The sequence below is a fragment of the Streptomyces sp. NBC_01232 genome (genome assembly GCF_035989885.1).
Taxonomy (GTDB): Bacteria; Actinomycetota; Actinomycetes; order Streptomycetales; family Streptomycetaceae; genus Streptomyces.
The window spans coordinates 8,207,687-8,224,822 of record NZ_CP108518.1 but is presented as its reverse complement, the minus strand read 5'-3'; the positions used below and the strand labels follow the sequence as shown (position 1 = coordinate 8,224,822).

The following is a 17,136-nucleotide window of genomic DNA, read 5'->3' as shown; positions in this document are numbered from 1 at the left end:
ACAACGCCCACCGGAGGGCCCTCGGTAGGTTGATTGTCCGGTTCTGGGTAGGGTTTCCGGGACAGCGTGCGGAGCGGTACCGGCTCGGGGTGGGGTTATGGGACGTCAGATACGTGTGCCTGGTGCGGTACTGATGGCGCTGCTGCTGGCTGCCGCGGCCGGGTGTTCCGATCCGGCAGCGCCGGGCGGCGGGGATCCGAAGGCGTCCGCGCCCGCGGGATCGCCGTCCTCCGCGGCGCCGAAGTCGCCGAAGTCACCGGGTGACGACGCCAAACCGGCCGGCGGGGACGTACTGCCCGGTATGGTCACCGTCGCCGAGGCCCGGACCCGGTTGGCGGCGCTCGAGGTCGCGCCGGTCGGCACGATGGCGGGCTACAGCAGGGACAAGTTCACGCACTGGGCGCAGCAGGGCAACAAGTGCGACACCCGTGAGGTCGTGCTCAAGCGCGACGGCACGGAGGTCACCCAGGACGCCGAGTGCAAGGCCGTCTCCGGCAACTGGAAGAGCTTCTACGACGGGGTGGCCGTCACGGAGGCGGGGAAGATGGACATCGACCACATGGTCCCGCTCGCCGAGGGCTGGCGCTCCGGCGCGGCCGGCTGGGACTCCGCCCGGCGCAAGGCCTTCGCCAACGATCTGACCGGTCCTCAGCTGCTGGCCGTGACCGCGGCCTCGAACCGTTCCAAGGGCGACCAGAGCCCCGACCTGTGGCAGCCGCCGGACAAGGCCGCCTGGTGCCAGTACGGGCGGGCCTGGACCACCGTGAAGTCCACGTACGGACTGACCGTCACCGAACCGGAGAAGAAGATGCTCACCACGATGCTGGACACCTGCGCCTCATGACGCAGGCGCACCGGTGGCAGGACGAGGTGCTCGCCGGGCCGGGCGGCGCCATGACCGACGAGGTCGGCGTCATCACCGGCCCGCTGACGCTGCGCAGCACCGAGGAGGACGGGGGCGTGCTCCGGTTCGACGTCCAGTACAAGGACGCCGACGAGTGGTACACGCTCACGGGCAGCCCCCGCGCCCATCACGGCGCCCCGGCCGCCCTGCACGCCGCCGCCCTCGCCGCGATCCGCGCGGGCGGCGGGGCCGGGGCACCGGGCGGCGCCGCGGGCTGAGGCGCGCGGCCGAGGCGTGCTGTATGGGCGGGGGGCAGCGGCGTACGGCCGGGGCGCCGGGGCTCAGAGGACGGCGATGCCCAGGGGTCGCGCGCCCGCCGCGAGCCGGCGGGCGGCTCCGGTGTCGAGGTCGACGACCGTGATGCCGTTCCAGTAACCGTCCCGGGTGTAGCCGCCCGTGACGTACGCGGTCCGGCCGTCCCGGGAGACCGCCACGTCCTCGTGCGGGCCCTGCAGCGGGTACACCCGCTCGGCGCCACCCGGGGAACGGACCGTCAGCGACGGGCCCCTGCCGTCGCCCGGCTGCACGGCTCCGGTGCCGACCACCAGCAGCCGGCCGTCCGCCGTGACCGCGACGCCGTGCTGGTGGGTGTCGGCCGTCATCGGCTCGATCGCCGTCCGCCCGGTCCTGGGGTCGACCACCGCGAGCCGCTCGCCCTCGAAGGGGAGCAGCAGCTTCCCGTCGGCCGGCCGTACGACGGCGTAGTGCGGCTTCAGCCAGGAACCGAGTCCGCCTTCGGTGCCGTAGGGGGCGACCTCGATCCGGCGGGGCTGCAGGGAGTCGGCCGCCACGACGGTGACGTCGAAGGAGTCGTGGCCGGTGACGTACACCTCGGCGCCGTCCGCCGACACGTCCACGTCGAAGGGCCGCCTGCCCACGGGCACGACGGCGGTGACCTCGCGCCCGGCCGTGTCGATGACCTCCAGGACGCCGGTGGTGCCGGGGACGTTCACCCCGACGTAGGCCCGCGCGCCGTCGGGCGAGAGCGCGATGCCCATGCCGCCGCCGCGGTACTCGCCGTCGGTGACCGGTCCGGTGCCCGTGCGGTGCGGGATCAGCGCCACCCGTACGCGGGTGCGTGTGTCGACGACGGCGACGCCCTCGGCGGTGGCCACCCACGCGCGGCCGTCCGCGCCCACGGCCAGTGCGTACGGGGCCCTGCCGACGGGGACCGAGGCCACCGCACCGCGCTCGGGGTCCACGAAGGTCACGGTGTCCGCCCCGAAGTCGGCGGTCAGGAGCAGGCCCTGCGGGGTGGGGGCGGTGGCCGGCAGCGGGGAGGCGGCGGAGGGTGCCGGGCCCGGCGGCGCGGACGTCGCGTTCTGGGTGCAGGATCCGAGCAGCAGGGCCGCGGCGAGCGCCGCGAGGGCGCCACGGGCGCGCGTGCGGGTGCGCCGGGTGTGCGCACGGGCGTCGTGGGTGCCCGTACGGGCGTCGCGGGCCGTACGGGTGTCCCGGGTGCGGCGGTTCATCGGCCGGCCCCGTCTTCCGTACCCGCGGCCGCCGCCTTCAGGGCCCTCGCCATGCCGTCGAAGCCCCGGCGGGCGGCGTGCTCGTACGGGGTCACCCCCTCGTGGTCGGGCAGCAGGGGATCGGCGCCCGCCGCGAGCAGGGCCGCGACGACCTCCTCGTGGCGCGGGCCGCCGTCGCCGAGGATCACGGCCTCGAGCAGGGCGGTCCAGCCGAGCCGGTTCACGTGATCGGCGTCGATGTCCGTCTCGGCGAGCACGGCGCGCACGTACGCGGTGTGCCCGCGCTCGGCAGCCGGGATGAGGGAGATCCCCCCGAACCGGTTGCACTGCTTCAGGTCGGGCCCGGCGGGCAGCAGCAGGCGCATCATCCGCATGCTGCCGGTGACGCCGGTGACCAGCCAGGGGCTGTCCTCCCGGGAGTCCGGGGCGTTCGGGTCGGCACCGGCAGCGACCAGCAGTTCGGCCACGGCCAGGTGGTCGCCGAGCACGGCGAGCAGCAGGGGCGTGCGCAGCTCCTCGTCGCGGGCCTCCACGGCGGCGCCGGCGGCGAGCGCCGTGCCCACCGCCGTCGCGTCACCGCGGCGGGCTCCGTCGAGGAGGAGTCGGTCGTGCGCGTTCATGGTGTCCCTCTCGGCTCCGGGCGGGGAGGGCCGGGTACGTCTCCCGCTCCCCCGGTCCATGCTCGCCGCGCCGCGGCCCCGGCCGGGTCCGCCCGGTGGACGGAGCCCGCGCGCGGTCCGGAGGACCCTGGGGTCGTCCGATCGGCTGATGCGGCCGGAGGGATCAGGCCTCGTACTCGGTGAGGTCGATGCCGTGGATCTGCAGGAGGTGCCCGTGGCGCGGGTCCGTGGTGTCGCGCTCCAGCACCATGCCGAGCTTGCGGATCACGTTCTCGGAGTCCTCGTTGCCCGCCCGGTTGATGGCGACGACCCGGTCGAGGCCGCGGTCCTGGAGGGCGAACTCCAAGGTGGCCTGCGCGGCCTCGGAGGCGTAGCCCTGGCCCCAGTACTGGCGGCCGAGCCGCCAGGTGATCTCGGCGTCCGGCAGGGCCTCGGGCAGGTGCTCGGGGACCGAGAGGCCGACGGCGCCGATCAGCTCGCCGGAGCCGAGGAGCTCGACGGCGAAGATCCCGAAGCCTTCCTCGTCCCACTCCTCCTCCCAGCGCTCGATGTCCTCGGCGGTCCGGTCCAGGTCGAGGGTGTCGCCCTCGCCGATCCAGCGCATCACCTCCGGGTCGGCGTTGATCTCCGACAGGGGGACGAGGTCGTCGTCGGTCCAGCGGCGGAGGAGGAGTCGGGGGGTACGGATCTCGGTCATGCCCTCATCCTGCCGAAATTCCGCCGACCAGCGGTAATCGGCCGTTGCGGTGATGTTGCGGGTTCGTGGCGGGCACGGCGGGAAGGTTCCCGCGGCTCGCCGCGGACCTCTACGGTCCGTGGGAACCGCGACCAAGGAGTGCTCCTGCCATGCCCTTCGATCTGTCGGACGAGAGCCGGTACGACCGCACGCGCCTGCGGCAGTGGGCGCGGGGCCGCGCCCGCTCCGCCGGGGTGGACCGCCGTGATCTGCTGAAGCTGTTCTCGGTGGGCGCCGCCGCCGGATCGCTGGGCGTCGCGGCGGGCGGCGGCACGGCGTCGGCCGCGCCCGGCGCAGACCTCGCCGACCCGGTGCCCCGCACCGTCAAGCCGCTGCCGCCCGAGCTGTTCACTCTTCGCGGTACGAACGCGGAGACGAACTTCGCGGCGCTGCGCGGCACGGGCCCGCTCACTCCGATCGACCGGTTCTTCGTCCGCAACCACACCTCCACCCCGCGGATCGATGCCGGCGGCTGGCGGCTGAAGGTGTGGGGCGACGGGCTCGCGGGCGGCCCGCTGGAGCTGTCGTACGAGCGGCTGCGCGCCCTGCGGCCGGTGGAGCGGACGCTGTTCATCGAGTGCGCGGGCAACGGCCGCAGCTTCTACGACACGCAGCAGGGCCAGCCGGTGACCGGCACCGCCTGGACACTGGGCGCGATCGGCGTCGCGCACTGGCGCGGCGCGCGGCTGTCGGACGTACTGCGCCTGGCGGGCGTGACCCGCGGCGCCGTGGACGTCCTGCCGAGCGGGCTGGACGACGAGGTGGTCGCGAACGGGGTGAACCTGGGCCGGGTGCGGCGCCCGCTGCCGGTCGCGAAGGCGCTGGACGACGTACTGCTGGCCTACGAGATGAACGGCCGGCCGCTGCCTCCCGACCACGGCGGGCCGGTCCGCCTCGTGGTGCCGGACTGGGTCGGGATCTCGTCGGTCAAGTGGGTCGGGGACATCGAGGTGAGCCGGGAGCCGCTGTACTCGCCGTGGAACACGGAGATGTACCGGCTGTTCGGGCCCGAGCACCCGGCGGCCGGCAGTGAGCCGCTGACCCGGCAGACCCTCAAGAGCGCCTTCGAGCTGGAGCTGGGGGCAGGCGTTCCCGTGCACCGGACCCGGCTGCTGACCGGCCGTTCCTGGTCGGCCGCGGCCCCGGTCACACGCGTCGACGTCAGCACGGACGGCGGCGGCCACTGGCGGCGGGCCCACCTGCACGACGCTCCGCGGCGGGGCGGGTGGGTGCGCTGGTCGGTGCCGTGGACCCCGAGGGCCACGGGTGCGACCTCGCTGCTGGCACGGGCGAGCGACGCGACCGGGCGGACACAGCCCGATCGCTCGGTCCACAACACGCAGGGCTACCTCTTCGACGCGGTGGTCCGCCACCCGGTGACGGTGGTCTGACCGGGGGCGGACCCCCGTCACGGGGTGTGGAAGGCGACTTCCGGCGCGTCGGGTGAAGGGCCGTCCAGCACGGGCTGCGGCCGGTCTCCCAGGTGCCGGTCGAAGAAGGCGCCGACGTAGCGCCGGGTCAGTTCGACGGACCGGGCGCCCGGCAGCGGGGCCTCGTCGTCGGGCAGGCCCAGCTGTTCGCCGATCGCCGGGAAGTCGGTGAAGGTGAAGTGGCCGGAGCCGGCAAAGGTGATCCAGCGCTTCCAGCCGTCGAGCAGCGGCCAGTCGCGGTCCCAGCTCGCGTTGCCGCCGGGACCGCGCTGCTGGGCGCCGAGCAGCATGAAGGGGCGCCCGCCGAGTCCGGCCGCGGGGACCGGCGTGGAGAAGCCGCCGTCCATGTTCACGCCGGCGCGGATCCTGCGGTCGGCGGCCATCGCTGCGGCGGTCGAGGATCCGCCGATGGAATGGCCGGCCATCGCGATGCGGCTCCTGTCGATGAGTCCGGCGTGACGCCAGGCGGGGTCGCGTCCGGTGAGGCGGTCCAGGAGGAAGGACACGTCACCGGCACGGGTGTCGCCGACCGTCCGGTACCCCTCTTCGCCCCGGACCTTCTCGCAGGCCAGGCACGTCAGCACGCGCCCGCCGGGGAAGGCGGTGCCCACGCTCTCGTACGCGTGGTCCACCGCGGCGACGACGTAACCGCGGGAGGCGAGGTCCTCGGCGAGGGCGGTGAGGGTGGCCCGGTGAACGGTGAAGCCCGGGGACAGGACGATCAGCGGGTACCTCCCGGTGGCCGGCCGCGCTCCCGTCCGGCCGTGGCTCCGCGTACCGGTCAGGGTCTCGACCGGGATCACCTGGTCCAGCTTCCGGTCGACCAGCAGCAGCCGGGCCTCCTCGGACGTGAGGTAGCGCGTGGTGCGGCCGGTGTCGTGCCGCGCCGGATAGCGCATGGTGACCATCAGCTCGCGCGGCCCTGAACCGGCCCAGGGGTCGGTTCGGCTCCTGTCCACCAGGTGCAGGTCCTCCCGGCCGACGGCGAAACGGCCGGTGGGGCGCGGGAGTTCCACCCGCGAGTCGTGACGGTTCTCGGCCCCGGCGGCAGCGGGGGCGGCGGCAGCGGGCCCGGCCGTGAACGTCCCGGCTACGGCGACGGCGGATTCCGCGGCGGACGAGGCGCCCGCGGTGGCGATCGGTAACGGCAGGAGGAGGGCGAGGAGGGTCAGGGAGGCGGCTGTTCTGCGGTTGTTGCTCATGAACATCACGCTATGCGAGCGGTTTTGACGGATCGTCGGCTCCGAGGCCGATCCGCGGTCCGACCTCGGGGGGACGGGAATCCGCCGGGTCACTCCTGAGTATGATCCACGCTGATCGAGTCCAGTTTGCCCCGCAGGTACGTGTGGGAGTCGACGGGGCCGTGCGTCACCCGGCCGACCGGGGCGGGCAGTGACTCGACCCGGGTGTGCGGGTCGCATTCGTAGAAGTAGACGAGGGAGATCAGCTCCTCGGCGGGGGTGTCGGCGGGCGGGGGCAGCACGCGGTGGCGGCCCGCGCGCCAGCGGTCGCCCGTCCAGCGGGCCATCAGATCGCCGATGTTGACGGTCAGGGCCGCCGGGTCGTAGGGCGCGTCCTGCCAGCCGCCGGCGTCGGTGTGGACCTGGAGCCCGCCCGCACCCTGTTGCCGGTCGAGGACCGTGACCGTCCCGAAGTCCGTATGTGCCCCGATGCGGAACTGGCCGGGCAGCGGCAGGCCGACGACGTCCGTGCCCGGGTACCAGTTCAGGTTGAACCCCCAGGTGGGGTGTGAGGTGTGGCGGGTGAAGTGGTCCTCGGCGAGGCCCAGGGCCACGGCCAGCAGTTCCAGCAGTTCGTCGGAGAGGGACCGCATGAGGCGCAGGTACTCCGTCACCAGCGGTCGCAGCTGCGGCACTTCGGCCGGCCAGGCGTTGGGCGCGAACCATTCGGCGTCCACGGAGGGGATGCCGGTCGGGTCCTCGGCCGCGAAGGACCAGGATTCCTTGAGGTCGGGCGGCGAGGCCGTCCCCTCGGCGTAGCTGTTGGCCTCCGCCCCCGGGCCGAGCCAGCCCCGGCCGCCGACCTTGACGGCGTACGGCGCCTTCGCGCCCGGGGGCAGCCGGAAGAACCGGCCCGCCGCCTCCCGGATCCGCGCGGGCAGCGAGGGGTCCACACCGTGCCCGGTCACCAGCAGGAAACCGGCCGCGCGCAGGGCCTCGTCGACGCGGGCGGCGGTACGGGCCCGCACCTCGGGACCGCCGGACCGCCACGGCCCGAGATCGATCACGGGAATCTGGGATCCGGCCATGGGTGACCTGCCTTCCGGAGGGCTGCGGGGGCGTCCGGGACCGAGGCTATCGCCGCGCACCGCCGCACGGGATCGCCACGGAGCGTGATTCTCGGACACCTTCCGTGTGCATTCGCCGCGGCCGATCACGTAGATCGCCCGAAGAAGTACCAGAATGAGAAGTCGTGCGGGCGGCTCATCAGGGACGGAGCGAGTGGTGGAGATTTCGACGAGGGAAGTCTTCGGGGCCCCGTGCTGGGTGAGCCTGATGACGCGCGACCTCGGCACGGCCCAGCATTTCTACGGGGCGGTCGTGGGCTGGAGATTCCGCCCGAACCGCCTCGGCGAGGCGTTCTCGGTGGCGTTCCAGGGCCGTGTCCCGGTGGCCGGCATCGGGGCGCTGGCCGCGGACCTCGGGGTCGCCGCGGCGTGGACCCCGTACTTCGCCGTCGACGACGCCGATGTGGCGGTGGACCGGATCCGGGAGCGGACGGGCACGATCGCGGTCGGGCCCGTCTCCTTCGAGTCCGGTGGCCGCGCCGCGCTCGTAGCCGACCCCGACGGCGCCGTCTTCGGGATCTGGGAGGGGAATGTGGAGGCGGACTGGCGGGTGGGCAGGGGCCGCTCCCCCGCATGGCTGGAACTGCGCACGCGCAACGCCCTCGACGCTGCGATTTTCTACGGCGCAGTGCTCGAGTGGGCCACGGGCCGCGCCGGCTGCTGCGAGGTCTCGTACGAGGAGGACCAGGTCGTCCTGAGGCAGGACGGCGAACCGGTCGCCCGCCTCAACAGCGGCCCCGTGGAGATCGCCTCCTACTCCCCGCACACCCGGCCACGCTGGCACGTCCACTTCCGCGTGCCGAAGCTCGAGCCGGCGGTGGCGGCCGCCGTCTCGCTGGGCGGGCGGCCCGTCTCGGACGTCACCTCGAACGCGGTGGAGCGGTGGGTGACGCTCCGCGACCCGGACGGAGCCCTGTTCACCCTCACGACCGCCCTCGGGACGGGAACGGACTGAGGTCGGCCCGCCCCGCCGCCACCCTCACTGACGCTTCGAGATGCGGGCTCACGGCAGTCCTGGTTCGCTGAATCCGCCCGCTCTCCCCCCAGATCAAGGAGCGAACATGAGCGTTTCAGGCGAGTCCCGGGGCCGGTCCCGGCAGATGCGCGCGAAGGCCCAGGAGCTGAACGATGCGGCCGAGCGTTCCACCGACCCCGAGGAGCGCCGCCGGCTGAAGGAGAAGGCCCGCCGTCTCCAGGAGCAGAGCGAGCAGGAGGGCCGTATGGACGACCGGGGCATGGACCCCATGTAGCCGTACGCCTCACCCACCCGGCACCGGCCGGTGTCCGCCGCGATCCCCGTCGCCGCGGCCACCGGCCGGTGTGCGAGCCCGGCGTGATCGGCAGGACACCCCCTAGGGTGAAGGCCCGGACGTCCCCGCGGCCGGGCTCCGGCCCGGACCGCCTTCCTCCAGGAGTCACCCGTGGCGCGCTCGCTCGACGGCCTCGTCTTCGTTCCCGTGGCCGACCAGGCACCCGGCCAGGTCGGCCGGCTGACCCGGTTCGAGTACCACGAGCAGGACGGCCGGGTCTGGGCCGAATACCGCGGCGGGGACGTGGCCAGGGGCTACCTCGTCGGCACCCGCGCCGACCGCACCGTCGAATTCCGCTACGTCCAGCTCCGGCTCGACGGCACGACCGCGTCCGGGCATTGCACCTCGCTCGTGACGGAGCTCCCCGACGGACGCCTCCGTCTGGAGGAAACGTGGACGTGGGAGTCCCAGCAGGGCAGCGGCACCAGCGCCGTCGAGCAGCTGCCCGGCTGATCATGGAGTTCGGCCGTTATAGGCCGTGACGGCAGGCGGTGAAGGAGCCGCCCCGCGACGATGGAGTTCGGGCTTTCGGGTCGGCGAGAAGATCGCGTGGTGCCGTGCAGCCTCGCCGACCGTCGCCCGGCCGAGCAGCTCGGCCGCCTCGGCCACTTCGCCGACGGTCGTACCGAACCGGAGCGGTCCGACGCCGACACCCGGCACATAGGACCACTCGTCCCGTCCGGCGGCTGCGGTCCTGAACTCCATGGTCACTCCTCCAGAGGCACCTCGACATGCGCGCCGCCCAGTACCGGCCCCCTGCCCCACCTGCCCGCGCGGCACCCGCCCCTCCTGAAGGCTGTTGCTTGGTCCTGGGCGTTTCCCTAACGAGCTCGTGCATGGTTGGCGGTGACGCGTCGAAGAGTGCAGGTCGGCCCGGTGGTCACTGTGGCTCATTGAGCCTGCGAGTGGCGGTCTGCTGGTGTGAGAGCAGTCCGGCGATGGCTTGGATCGTGTCGCTCATGTGGTCACGGCGGCCGTGGTGGCGAGCAAGTGCCCGCCAGTTCTTGAGGTGTGCGATGCCGTGCTCGACTCGGATACGGCGTGAGGAGTGCGCCTTGCGCTGGCGCTCGTAGATCTCCTCGTACCACTCCGGCGGGTTCTTCTTGAACTTGCGGTGTGGTGGTGTCACGACGCGGCCGCCGGTCTGGGCGCCCAGGCCCTGGTAGCCGGCGTCGGCAAGGATCTCCACGGCCGGGCCGCCAGTCAGGTGCTTGACCAGGCCTAACTGCCGGGCGTGGGTGATGTCGGCACAGCTGGCCGGCTGGGCTGGACCTCGGCGAGGGTGCGGAGCCGGATGCCGGCCGCGATGGTGCAGCCGCGGGCTGCGAGCAGGGGCCGCACCTCGCCGATCGCCCGGGTGATCGTGGAGCGGTCAACGCCGAACCAGCAGGCCAGCACGTCGTGAGTGGCCCCGTGGCGAAGGTGGACGAGTGTGGCCAGGAGCCGGTCGACAAAGACCAGCCGGTGCTTTGCTCCGGCGCCCACGGCCCGCTGCCGCGGCCTGGACTCCAGTCCCGCCTGGTGTTGTTCGTGCCATAACGGACCTACCTCGGCGACGAGTTCGGCGATCACATCGGCCGAAAGCCCTGTGATCCTCCGGTGGCTGACGATCGCTGCACGAGACCCGTTCCCCACCACACAAACATGATCAGCGATCACGATCCAGCGTCGCACCGCCAACCATGCACGAGCTCGTTAGCAGCGGTCAGGGGCACGCGGCACTGGCGCGGCGGCACTCGGAGTCTTCCCGGACGGGCTCAGTTCGATGGTGAGAGGGGCCGCTGTGAAGACGGACGAGTACGTGCCGACTGCGAGGCCGATGAGCAGGGCCAGGGCGAAGTCGGTGAGGGCGTCGTCTGCGAGCAGGGCAAGGGACAGAAGCACCAGTGCCGCGCCCATGCCGGTGTTGACGGTGCGGGGCAGGGTCTGGAGGATCGCCCGGTTGGTGAGGTGGGACGGTGATCCGGTGGGGTTACGGGCGAAGAGTTCGCGGACGCGGTCGAAGAGGACGACGGAGTCGTTGACCGAATAGCCGATGACGGTGAGGAGTGCGGCCAGGAAGACGCCGTCGACGGGTTTGCCGAGCCAGGCGAACACCCCGGTGAGGATGAGTACGTCGTGGGCGAGCGCGCCGACGGCTGCGGTGGCGAAGGTCCAGCGGAATCGCACCGCGAGGTAGAGCAGTTGGGCGCCGAGCGCCAGGCAGAGGGCCACGATGGCGTTGCGGCGCAGCTCTTCGCCGAGGGTGGGTCCGATGAGTTCGTCGCGGAGCACCTCGGTGTCGCCTCCGAGCCGGCCGATGGTCGAGGCGACCGTGGCCGCTTCGCCGTCCGTGAGGTTCTCGGACCGGACCGCCAGCCCGGTGGCACCGGAGGACTGGACGAGCGCGCGGGGGAATCCGGCGTCGGCGAGTGCGGTGCGTGCCAGGTCGGGATCGACCGGGCGGCTGGTGCCGTACTCGATGAGCCGGCCGCCGGTGAACTCGATACCGAAGTCGAGCCCGCGCAGGAGGATGCCGGACGCGCTGAGGACGAGCAGGACGGCCGAGGCCGCCAGCCAGCGGCGCGGCCGCCGCATCAGGTGGGGACTGCGACGCAGCAGGCGGTCGCGTACCCATCCGGTGCCTGCGATCCCCGTGACACGAGGGTGGCGGAGTACGCAGCGGCGGGCCACCGCGTGTTCGGCCAGGACCCGAGTGATCAGCAAGGCGCTGATCATGGAGGCCAGGACACCGATGGCGAGGGTGATGCCGAAGCCGCGGACGGGGCCGGAGGCGAAGGTGAGCAGCAGGCCGGCGGCGATCAGTGTGGTGATGTTCGAGTCGGCGACGGCGCTCATCGCCCCGCGGAATCCCGCGGTGAGGGCCACGCGCGGACTGGGGCGGCTGCGGGCTGCGTAGTCCTCGCGGGCGCGTTCGAAGACGAGGACGTTGGCGTCCACGGCCATTCCGACGGTCAGGACGAATCCGGCGAGGCCGGGCAGGGTCAGTGTCGCGCCGAGCACCGCCAGGGCGGCGTAGGAGATCAGGCCGTACGCGGCGAGGGCGATCGTGGCGAGCAGGCCCATGAGCCGGTACGCGGCCATGACGAACAGCGCGGTCAGTGCGCTGCCGATGGCTGCGGCCAGAACGGCGGCTCTGATCGCCGCATCGCCGAGGCCTGCGCCGATGGTGCGCTGTTCGATGGTCTCGACCGGTACGGGTAGGGCGCCTCCGGAGATGAGCAGGGCGAGTTCCCGGGCTTCGGATTCGCCGAAGGAGCCGGTGACCTGGGTGGAGCCGCCGGAGATGCCGCCTTGGCAGGTGACGGTCCGGCCGACCTGCGGCGAGGAGATGATCCGGTCGTCGAGGACGATGGCGATGCGACGCCGGGGGTCACCGTCCCCGTGGCAGGCGGCCGCTGCGGTGGCCTGCGTCCACTTGTCGCCGCCCCGGTCGGTGAAGTCGATGGTGACGTGCCACCCGGCGCCGTCCTGTCGGTCGAAGCGCGCATCTGCGCCCTTGATGTCCGTTCCCGTCAGGCCGGCGGTCTGCAACCGCAAGAGCTGTCCGGAGTCGTCGGGCAGAACGCGTTCCGTTCCCGGCTCGGCGCGTGGAGTGCCGGCGGCGGAGGGATCGGCTGCCCTGCCGAGTACCTCGTGGATGGTGAGTTGTGCGGTGCGGCCGAGTACGTCCGCGGCTCTCTTCGGGTCGTGGACGCCGGGCAGTTCGACGATGATGCGGTGGTCGCCGGAGCGTACGAGGGTGGGTTCGGCGAGGCCGAGCGCGTCGATGCGGCCGCGCAGGACCTCCAGGGTGCGGTCGGTCGCTTCGCGGCCGGCGGGCGCGGTGGGGGTGGAGCGGGTCTCCAGCACGATCTGGGTGCCGCCTCGCAGATCGAGTCCCAGGCGGATCGGCGTGGTGAGGGCAAGGGCGAGTGAACCGGCGATGATCGCGAGGGCGAGCAGCGTGCGCAGGCGCGATGTACGGCCTTGACGTGTGCGACGTTTCAAGAGGGGTCCGTCTCCAGGCAAGCAGGTCGCGGTGGTTGATACCGGTGCCGCGACCGGGGAAGGGGGTGTCGTCAGATGCCTGGTGGCGTGGGTGGTGACCGTCCGCGGTCCTGGGCGGGCCGGCTGCCCGGGAGGGACGAGCGGGTGGGTACGCGCACGCACGGGCCGGCGGTCGCCCCTGCGGATGCACCGTCCGTACTCCCGGTTCGGGGGTCCGGCGGGGAGGGCCGCTCGTCGAGGTGTGCGGGGCGGGGCCGTGCCTGAGCCGGGCAGGCGGTGGGCTCTCCGTCGCCGGGACGGGCCGCATCACGGGCGAGGTCACCGTCGCGGTCGGGGCCGCGGGCCGGGGGCGTCGCCGCGGCCGCTGCCGCCGAACGGGCGGCCGGGGTCTGGACGCCTGGCCCGCTCGCCGGGGCGGTCGCCGCCAGCAGGGCGGCGAGCGCCACGAGCAGCGCCAGCGCCGCCGCGAACCGGTGGGGCGCGGCCGGGGCGGCGCCGGGTGCCGGATCCATGTACCGCCCCCTTTCCGGGAGTCGACGTGCGAAATGGCAGAGGGGCATGACGGAGCCGGTGCGGGCACGCAGGGCAGTGGGGAGGTCGAGCGACCGGAGTTCAGGCTTCGATGAGTCCGGCGCGAATGGCGTACCGGGCCAGCGCCAGCCGGTCTCGCAGACCGAGCTTGTGCATCAGGTTCTCCCGGTGGCGGTGCACGGTCTTGACGCTGATGAACAGGATCTGGGCGATGTCCTTCGACGAATGGCCCTCCGCGACCAGCTTCAGCACCTCTTCCTCGCGCGGTGTGAGGAGGCTCCCGGGGCCGGCCGTACGGTTGGCCGCTCGGTCCAGATGGCTGCGCACCTGGGTGCTGACCGCGGCGGGGTAGAGGAACTGCTCGTTGCGCATCGCGGCCCGGCATGCGCTCACCAGGTCGCGGTCGGCGACGGACTTCAGTACGTACCCGCAGGCGCCGGCCCTGAGCGACTGGATGAGGTACTGCTCGTTGTCGTGCATGGTGAGCATCAGGATCCGCAGGTCCGGTTTGAGCAGGACCAGTTCGCGAGCTGCCTGGAGTCCGGTGAACCGGGGCATGGAGACGTCCAGGACGGCAAGGTCGATGTCCTCGGTGCGGGCCGCGTGGACGGCTTCCGCTCCGTCCCCCGCTTCGGCGACGACCCGCAGGTCGGGCTCCTGGTCGAGGATCAGGCGTACGCCGCGGCGCACGAGGGCGTGGTCGTCGGCGAGGAGGATACGGATCGGCCCGGTGCGGGGAGAGGGAGCCGCGGGGGCCGGGACGGGTTCGGGAGGAGGGGCGGGGTCGGGCATGGTCAAGGCTCCCTGGCTTGCGGGGTGGCGAGTCGGATCCGGGTGCCCCTTCCGGGCGTGGAGATGACGTGGAGGGCGGCTCCGGCGAGCAGGGCCCGTTCGCGCATGCCGCGGATCCCGGCACCCTCGTGCACGGCGGCGATGCCGCGGCCGTCGTCGGCGACCTCCAGGACCACCGTTTCGCCGTCGCGGAGCAGGCTCACTTCGATGCACGAAGCGTCCGCGTGCCGGACTGCGTTCGTCAGGCTTTCCTGGGCCACCCGGTACAGCACGAGCTCGATCTCCCGCTCCAGTTCGGGCAGTTCCTCGTCGAAGCGCAGGGCGACCCTGAGGCCGCTGTGCGTGGCGAAGTCCCGGGTGAGGGAGCTCAGCGCGCTGGGCAGCCCCAGGTCGTCCAGGACGCCGGGGCGCAGGCGGCGCACCAGGCGGCGGACTTCGTCCAGGCTGTCGCGGGTCACCTCGCGGGCCTGCTGCAGTTCCTCGCGCAGCGGCTCGTCGGCCGCGTTCGCCGCGCGTCCCAGCACCAGGAGGACCGCGGTCATGCTCTGCCCGACCTCGTCGTGCAGTTCCTGGGCCATGCGCCGGCGCTCTGCCTCCTGGGCGAGCAGCACCCGGGCGCTGGAGGTGGCGCGTTCGTGCTCCAGACGGTCCAGCATGGCGTTGAAGGTGCGGATCAGCTCGGTCATCTCGCGGCCGGCGCCGTTGCTTGCGCCTGCGCCGTCGGACCGGGGCAGGGACAGGCGCTGTCCTGGACGCAGCAGGTCGACGGTGCTCATCAGCCCTGCCAGCCTGCCGAGCGGGGCCAGGCCCCAGCGCAGCAGTGTGGCGTTGGCGACCAGCATGATGGCGAGACCGCCCACCAGCACGACCGCCTCGGTCAGCAGCACGGGCACCGAGACCGTTACCGGCGCCCACAGGAGCAGCGCCGTCGCGATGCCCAGCACCATGGCGTTCAGCCCGAAGACCCGCCAGAACAGCGACACGAAAGCCTCCCACTCCTCCTGCGGCCGGACTCGGTCCGGTGCTCCTCCGGCACTCCCCGTCAGCCTGACGGATGCCTTTGATTATCGCTTAATCCGACCCACTGTGCCTTCGATGTAGCAGCCCGTCTATGGGTGCTGAGCCCCATATCGGAGGCCAGATACCTTCTCGGCCGTGATGGTCCGGCGCGGACGGCAAATGGGTCGTGCGCCCCATGGGCTTCCGATGGCGGGGCGGGCAGGCTCGGGGTGACCGAGACCGGGCAGCCGCCCCGTCCGACCGGCGGCGACGAAAGGAACCCCCGTGCCCTCCGACACATCCCCGGCCCGCCCCCGCCCCGGACGGCTGACCCCGTCCGACGCGCGCCAACGCCTCGAAGACGCGCGGAGCAGCCGCGCCCTGCAACTGCGCGCCCTCGACAGCGGCCCGAGCCGGGAGGGCCACCTCGTCGCCACCCAGACCGAGGCCAATCAGCGGGTCATTGCCGAGATCGACGCCGCCGTCGCCCGGCTCGAGGCCGGCTCCTACGGCACCTGCCAGGCCTGCTCCACGTACATCCCCGTGGAACGCCTGGAGATCCTCCCCTACACGCGGTACTGCGTTCCCTGCCAGCACCGCGCCACCACCTGATGCCGACCCCGCCCAGCCGCCCGTCCCGCCCTGTCCACCTGGGGTGAAATCATGAAACAGACCATCGCCCGGCAGAGCACACACCTGTCGCCGGCGGACATCGCCACGCTGCGGGAGAACCTGCACGAACAGCTCGTCTTCCGCCGGGAACAGCTGTGCAGGCTCACCGCCGCGCATCCGGCTCCGGACCACCAGGCCGAGGTGCATGTGGCGCTCGCCGCCGCCGCGTACATGGTCTTCGTCGACGTCCGGGCCGCACTGCTTCGCATTGCGGACGGCCGCTACGGCGCCTGTCACTTGTGTCGGCGGCCCATCGACCGCGAGCGTCTGATGATCGTGCCGCAGGCACGCTACTGCGCCCGATGCCAGCAGGTACGGGAGGCCGGACGGTGACCGCCGGCACCCCCTTCGCCGATGCCGCAGCCCCCCGTACCGGTCACCGGCCCTGGCCGCTGTGCCGGCAGTGCTGCGGCCTGGCCCTGGAACTGGGCAGCGCCCGCACCCGCGCCTGGGTCGCGGGACGCGGGATGCTCCTGGACGTGCCCACCGTCACCTTCACCGGGGCGAAGGTGGTCCACCCCGTCCGGCACGGTGCGATCGTGGACGTCGCCGGTACCGCCCGGATGCTGGACCGGCTCCTGCGCCCCCGCCTGCCCCGCCGCACCCGCCCCCTGGTCGTGATCACCACGCCCGTGCTCGACGGCCCCGCGCACCGGGAACGCGCCCGCACCGCCGTACAGGTTCTGCGCCCGCGCACCGTCCTGACCGTGCCCGCCGCCCGCGCCATCGCCCTGACCGCGGACGCCGACCTCACCCGGCCGCTGCTCGTGGTGGACGTGGGCGCCCACCACACCGAAGTGGTCCTCCTCGGCGAGGGCGCCGTCGTCGACGCCCGCTGCACCGCCCTGGGAACCAACGACCCGGCCCGCAGCCCCGACGTCACAGGGAGGATCAGTGAGACGGTCGCCCGAATGATCACCTCGATGGTCCGCCAGGACCCCACGGGGCTCGCCGCCCGCGCCCTGGAACGAGGCGCTCTCCTGGCCGGCGGCGGCGCACTGGTCCCCGACCTCGCCCACCGGCTCACCGACACGCTGCGGACCCCCCTGCACGTGGCCCCGGCGCCGCACACCGCCGCCCTCCGCGGCGCCGCCAAGGTACTGCACGCCGCACACCCCCACCCCTCGCTCCGCGGGAGGTGACCAACATGGGGACCCCGCACTCCTCCCGGATGTGAAATTGCGGGCGGGGGTTACGCCTCAGGACGGGCGCAGCCGACCACGGCTGCCCCGCACCACGCAGGGCCATCTGTTCGACGCGGGGTCCGTCACTCCGTCACCGTGGTGTGAGGCCAGGGGTGTCCGGGCCACGCGGGTGACTTTCGGGCCCGGTTGGCCGATGCCGGACCAGCGTGTCGGCGCGCCTCGGTGCG

The 17,136-nt window shown here is 72.9% G+C and carries 21 protein-coding genes; 9 read left to right on the top strand and 12 right to left on the bottom strand.

Annotated features, from left to right (window positions below):
* Positions 1–97: 97 nt before the first annotated feature.
* A complete protein-coding gene (locus OG444_RS37815) occupies positions 98–844 on the top strand; it encodes an HNH endonuclease family protein (RefSeq protein WP_327266392.1) in 747 nt (248 codons plus the stop codon).
* Entirely contained in the window at positions 841–1,122 is a 282-nt protein-coding gene (locus OG444_RS37810) for a hypothetical protein (RefSeq protein WP_327266391.1), read from the top strand. The genes OG444_RS37815 and OG444_RS37810 overlap by 4 nt, the downstream gene beginning before the upstream one ends.
* A 63-nt stretch (positions 1,123–1,185) precedes the next feature.
* On the opposite strand, the gene OG444_RS37805 is transcribed toward OG444_RS37810, so the two are convergent.
* The 3 genes from OG444_RS37805 to OG444_RS37795 all read right to left on the bottom strand — a co-directional run bounded on the left by OG444_RS37805 (position 1,186) and on the right by OG444_RS37795 (position 3,693).
* Entirely contained in the window at positions 1,186–2,376 is a 1,191-nt protein-coding gene (locus OG444_RS37805) for a YncE family protein (RefSeq protein ID WP_327266390.1), read from the bottom strand.
* Positions 2,373–2,996, bottom strand: coding sequence for an ankyrin repeat domain-containing protein (locus tag OG444_RS37800; protein ID WP_327266389.1), 624 nt, complete (start codon positions 2,994–2,996; stop codon positions 2,373–2,375). Before OG444_RS37800 ends, OG444_RS37805 begins: the two co-directional genes overlap by 4 nt.
* Before the next feature lie 163 nt (positions 2,997–3,159).
* Positions 3,160–3,693 (bottom strand): GNAT family N-acetyltransferase, encoded by a 534-nt coding sequence (locus OG444_RS37795; RefSeq protein ID WP_327266388.1) that lies wholly within the window; start codon positions 3,691–3,693, stop codon positions 3,160–3,162.
* A gap of 149 nt (positions 3,694–3,842) precedes the next feature.
* Here OG444_RS37795 and OG444_RS37790 point away from each other — a divergent pair, with 149 nt between their 5' ends.
* On the top strand, positions 3,843–5,123 hold the full coding sequence (locus tag OG444_RS37790; protein WP_327266387.1) for a sulfite oxidase: 1,281 nt from the start codon (positions 3,843–3,845) through the stop codon (positions 5,121–5,123).
* A gap of 17 nt (positions 5,124–5,140) precedes the next feature.
* Here the strand turns inward: OG444_RS37790 and OG444_RS37785 are convergent, their stop codons facing one another.
* Positions 5,141–6,364, bottom strand: a complete 1,224-nt coding sequence (locus tag OG444_RS37785; protein ID WP_327266386.1) for an alpha/beta hydrolase family protein — start codon at positions 6,362–6,364, stop codon at positions 5,141–5,143.
* A gap of 89 nt (positions 6,365–6,453) precedes the next feature.
* Complete coding sequence (locus tag OG444_RS37780) at positions 6,454–7,431, bottom strand: isopenicillin N synthase family dioxygenase (RefSeq protein ID WP_327266385.1); 978 nt, start codon at positions 7,429–7,431, stop codon at positions 6,454–6,456.
* A gap of 247 nt (positions 7,432–7,678) precedes the next feature.
* Between OG444_RS37780 and OG444_RS37775 the strand changes: the two genes are divergently transcribed.
* The 3 genes from OG444_RS37775 to OG444_RS37765 all read left to right on the top strand — a co-directional run bounded on the left by OG444_RS37775 (position 7,679) and on the right by OG444_RS37765 (position 9,233).
* Complete coding sequence (locus OG444_RS37775) at positions 7,679–8,425, top strand: VOC family protein (RefSeq protein ID WP_327267052.1); 747 nt, start codon at positions 7,679–7,681, stop codon at positions 8,423–8,425.
* Positions 8,426–8,531: 106 nt separating this feature from the next.
* Positions 8,532–8,720: a DUF6381 family protein gene (locus OG444_RS37770; protein WP_327266384.1), complete on the top strand. Its 189-nt coding sequence runs from the start codon at positions 8,532–8,534 to the stop codon at positions 8,718–8,720.
* Positions 8,721–8,891: 171 nt separating this feature from the next.
* Positions 8,892–9,233 (top strand): hypothetical protein, encoded by a 342-nt coding sequence (locus tag OG444_RS37765; protein ID WP_327266383.1) that lies wholly within the window; start codon positions 8,892–8,894, stop codon positions 9,231–9,233.
* Here the strand turns inward: OG444_RS37765 and OG444_RS37760 are convergent, their stop codons facing one another.
* The 7 genes from OG444_RS37760 to OG444_RS37730 all read right to left on the bottom strand — a co-directional run bounded on the left by OG444_RS37760 (position 9,234) and on the right by OG444_RS37730 (position 15,076).
* Complete coding sequence (locus OG444_RS37760) at positions 9,234–9,491, bottom strand: hypothetical protein (protein ID WP_327266382.1); 258 nt, start codon at positions 9,489–9,491, stop codon at positions 9,234–9,236. It abuts the gene before it with no gap.
* A gap of 169 nt (positions 9,492–9,660) precedes the next feature.
* A complete protein-coding gene (locus tag OG444_RS37755) occupies positions 9,661–9,987 on the bottom strand; it encodes a transposase family protein (protein WP_327267051.1) in 327 nt (108 codons plus the stop codon).
* Between the two features lie 14 nt (positions 9,988–10,001).
* Entirely contained in the window at positions 10,002–10,265 is a 264-nt protein-coding gene (locus OG444_RS37750) for a helix-turn-helix domain-containing protein (RefSeq protein WP_327266381.1), read from the bottom strand.
* Between the two features lie 210 nt (positions 10,266–10,475).
* Positions 10,476–12,770, bottom strand: a complete 2,295-nt coding sequence (gene secD / locus OG444_RS37745) for a protein translocase subunit SecD (protein WP_327266380.1) — start codon at positions 12,768–12,770, stop codon at positions 10,476–10,478.
* 71 nt (positions 12,771–12,841) lie between these two features.
* Positions 12,842–13,282 (bottom strand): hypothetical protein, encoded by a 441-nt coding sequence (locus tag OG444_RS37740; RefSeq protein WP_327266379.1) that lies wholly within the window; start codon positions 13,280–13,282, stop codon positions 12,842–12,844.
* Between the two features lie 100 nt (positions 13,283–13,382).
* Positions 13,383–14,093, bottom strand: coding sequence for a response regulator transcription factor (locus OG444_RS37735; RefSeq protein WP_327266378.1), 711 nt, complete (start codon positions 14,091–14,093; stop codon positions 13,383–13,385).
* Between the two features lie 2 nt (positions 14,094–14,095).
* Entirely contained in the window at positions 14,096–15,076 is a 981-nt protein-coding gene (locus OG444_RS37730) for a HAMP domain-containing sensor histidine kinase (RefSeq protein WP_327266377.1), read from the bottom strand.
* A 301-nt stretch (positions 15,077–15,377) separates the two neighbouring features.
* Between OG444_RS37730 and OG444_RS37725 the strand changes: the two genes are divergently transcribed.
* Genes OG444_RS37725 through OG444_RS37715 form a run of 3 tightly spaced genes read left to right on the top strand, consistent with a single transcriptional unit; the run spans position 15,378 to position 16,906 of the window.
* The gene (locus tag OG444_RS37725; RefSeq protein ID WP_327266376.1) at positions 15,378–15,704 is read left to right on the top strand and encodes a TraR/DksA family transcriptional regulator; all 327 of its coding nucleotides are present in this window, start codon (positions 15,378–15,380) and stop codon (positions 15,702–15,704) included.
* Between the two features lie 51 nt (positions 15,705–15,755).
* Positions 15,756–16,097: a TraR/DksA family transcriptional regulator gene (locus tag OG444_RS37720; protein ID WP_327266375.1), complete on the top strand. Its 342-nt coding sequence runs from the start codon at positions 15,756–15,758 to the stop codon at positions 16,095–16,097.
* Positions 16,067–16,906 carry a rod shape-determining protein gene (locus OG444_RS37715; RefSeq protein ID WP_442810722.1) on the top strand — a complete coding sequence of 280 codons (840 nt, stop codon included), beginning with the start codon at positions 16,067–16,069 and terminating at the stop codon, positions 16,904–16,906. Before OG444_RS37720 ends, OG444_RS37715 begins: the two co-directional genes overlap by 31 nt.
* Positions 16,907–17,136 lie beyond the last annotated feature (230 nt).

Excerpts from the sequence above, each read along its gene's own strand:
- OG444_RS37805 (WP_327266390.1), bottom strand. The coding sequence starts at position 2,376 with ATGAACCGCCGCACCCGGGACACCCGTACGGCCCGCGACGCCCGTACG.
- OG444_RS37720 (WP_327266375.1), top strand. The coding sequence starts at position 15,756 with ATGAAACAGACCATCGCCCGGCAGAGCACACACCTGTCGCCGGCGGAC.
- OG444_RS37800 (WP_327266389.1), bottom strand. The coding sequence starts at position 2,996 with ATGAACGCGCACGACCGACTCCTCCTCGACGGAGCCCGCCGCGGTGAC.
- OG444_RS37810 (WP_327266391.1), top strand. The coding sequence starts at position 841 with ATGACGCAGGCGCACCGGTGGCAGGACGAGGTGCTCGCCGGGCCGGGC.
- OG444_RS37780 (WP_327266385.1), bottom strand. The coding sequence starts at position 7,431 with ATGGCCGGATCCCAGATTCCCGTGATCGATCTCGGGCCGTGGCGGTCC.
- OG444_RS37770 (WP_327266384.1), top strand. The coding sequence starts at position 8,532 with ATGAGCGTTTCAGGCGAGTCCCGGGGCCGGTCCCGGCAGATGCGCGCG.
- OG444_RS37795 (WP_327266388.1), bottom strand. The coding sequence starts at position 3,693 with ATGACCGAGATCCGTACCCCCCGACTCCTCCTCCGCCGCTGGACCGAC.
- OG444_RS37775 (WP_327267052.1), top strand. The coding sequence starts at position 7,679 with ATGACGCGCGACCTCGGCACGGCCCAGCATTTCTACGGGGCGGTCGTG.
- OG444_RS37785 (WP_327266386.1), bottom strand. The coding sequence starts at position 6,364 with ATGAGCAACAACCGCAGAACAGCCGCCTCCCTGACCCTCCTCGCCCTC.
- OG444_RS37735 (WP_327266378.1), bottom strand. The coding sequence starts at position 14,093 with ATGCCCGACCCCGCCCCTCCTCCCGAACCCGTCCCGGCCCCCGCGGCT.
- OG444_RS37715 (WP_442810722.1), top strand. The coding sequence starts at position 16,067 with ATGCCAGCAGGTACGGGAGGCCGGACGGTGACCGCCGGCACCCCCTTC.
- OG444_RS37815 (WP_327266392.1), top strand. The coding sequence starts at position 98 with ATGGGACGTCAGATACGTGTGCCTGGTGCGGTACTGATGGCGCTGCTG.
- OG444_RS37740 (WP_327266379.1), bottom strand. The coding sequence starts at position 13,282 with ATGGATCCGGCACCCGGCGCCGCCCCGGCCGCGCCCCACCGGTTCGCG.
- OG444_RS37790 (WP_327266387.1), top strand. The coding sequence starts at position 3,843 with ATGCCCTTCGATCTGTCGGACGAGAGCCGGTACGACCGCACGCGCCTG.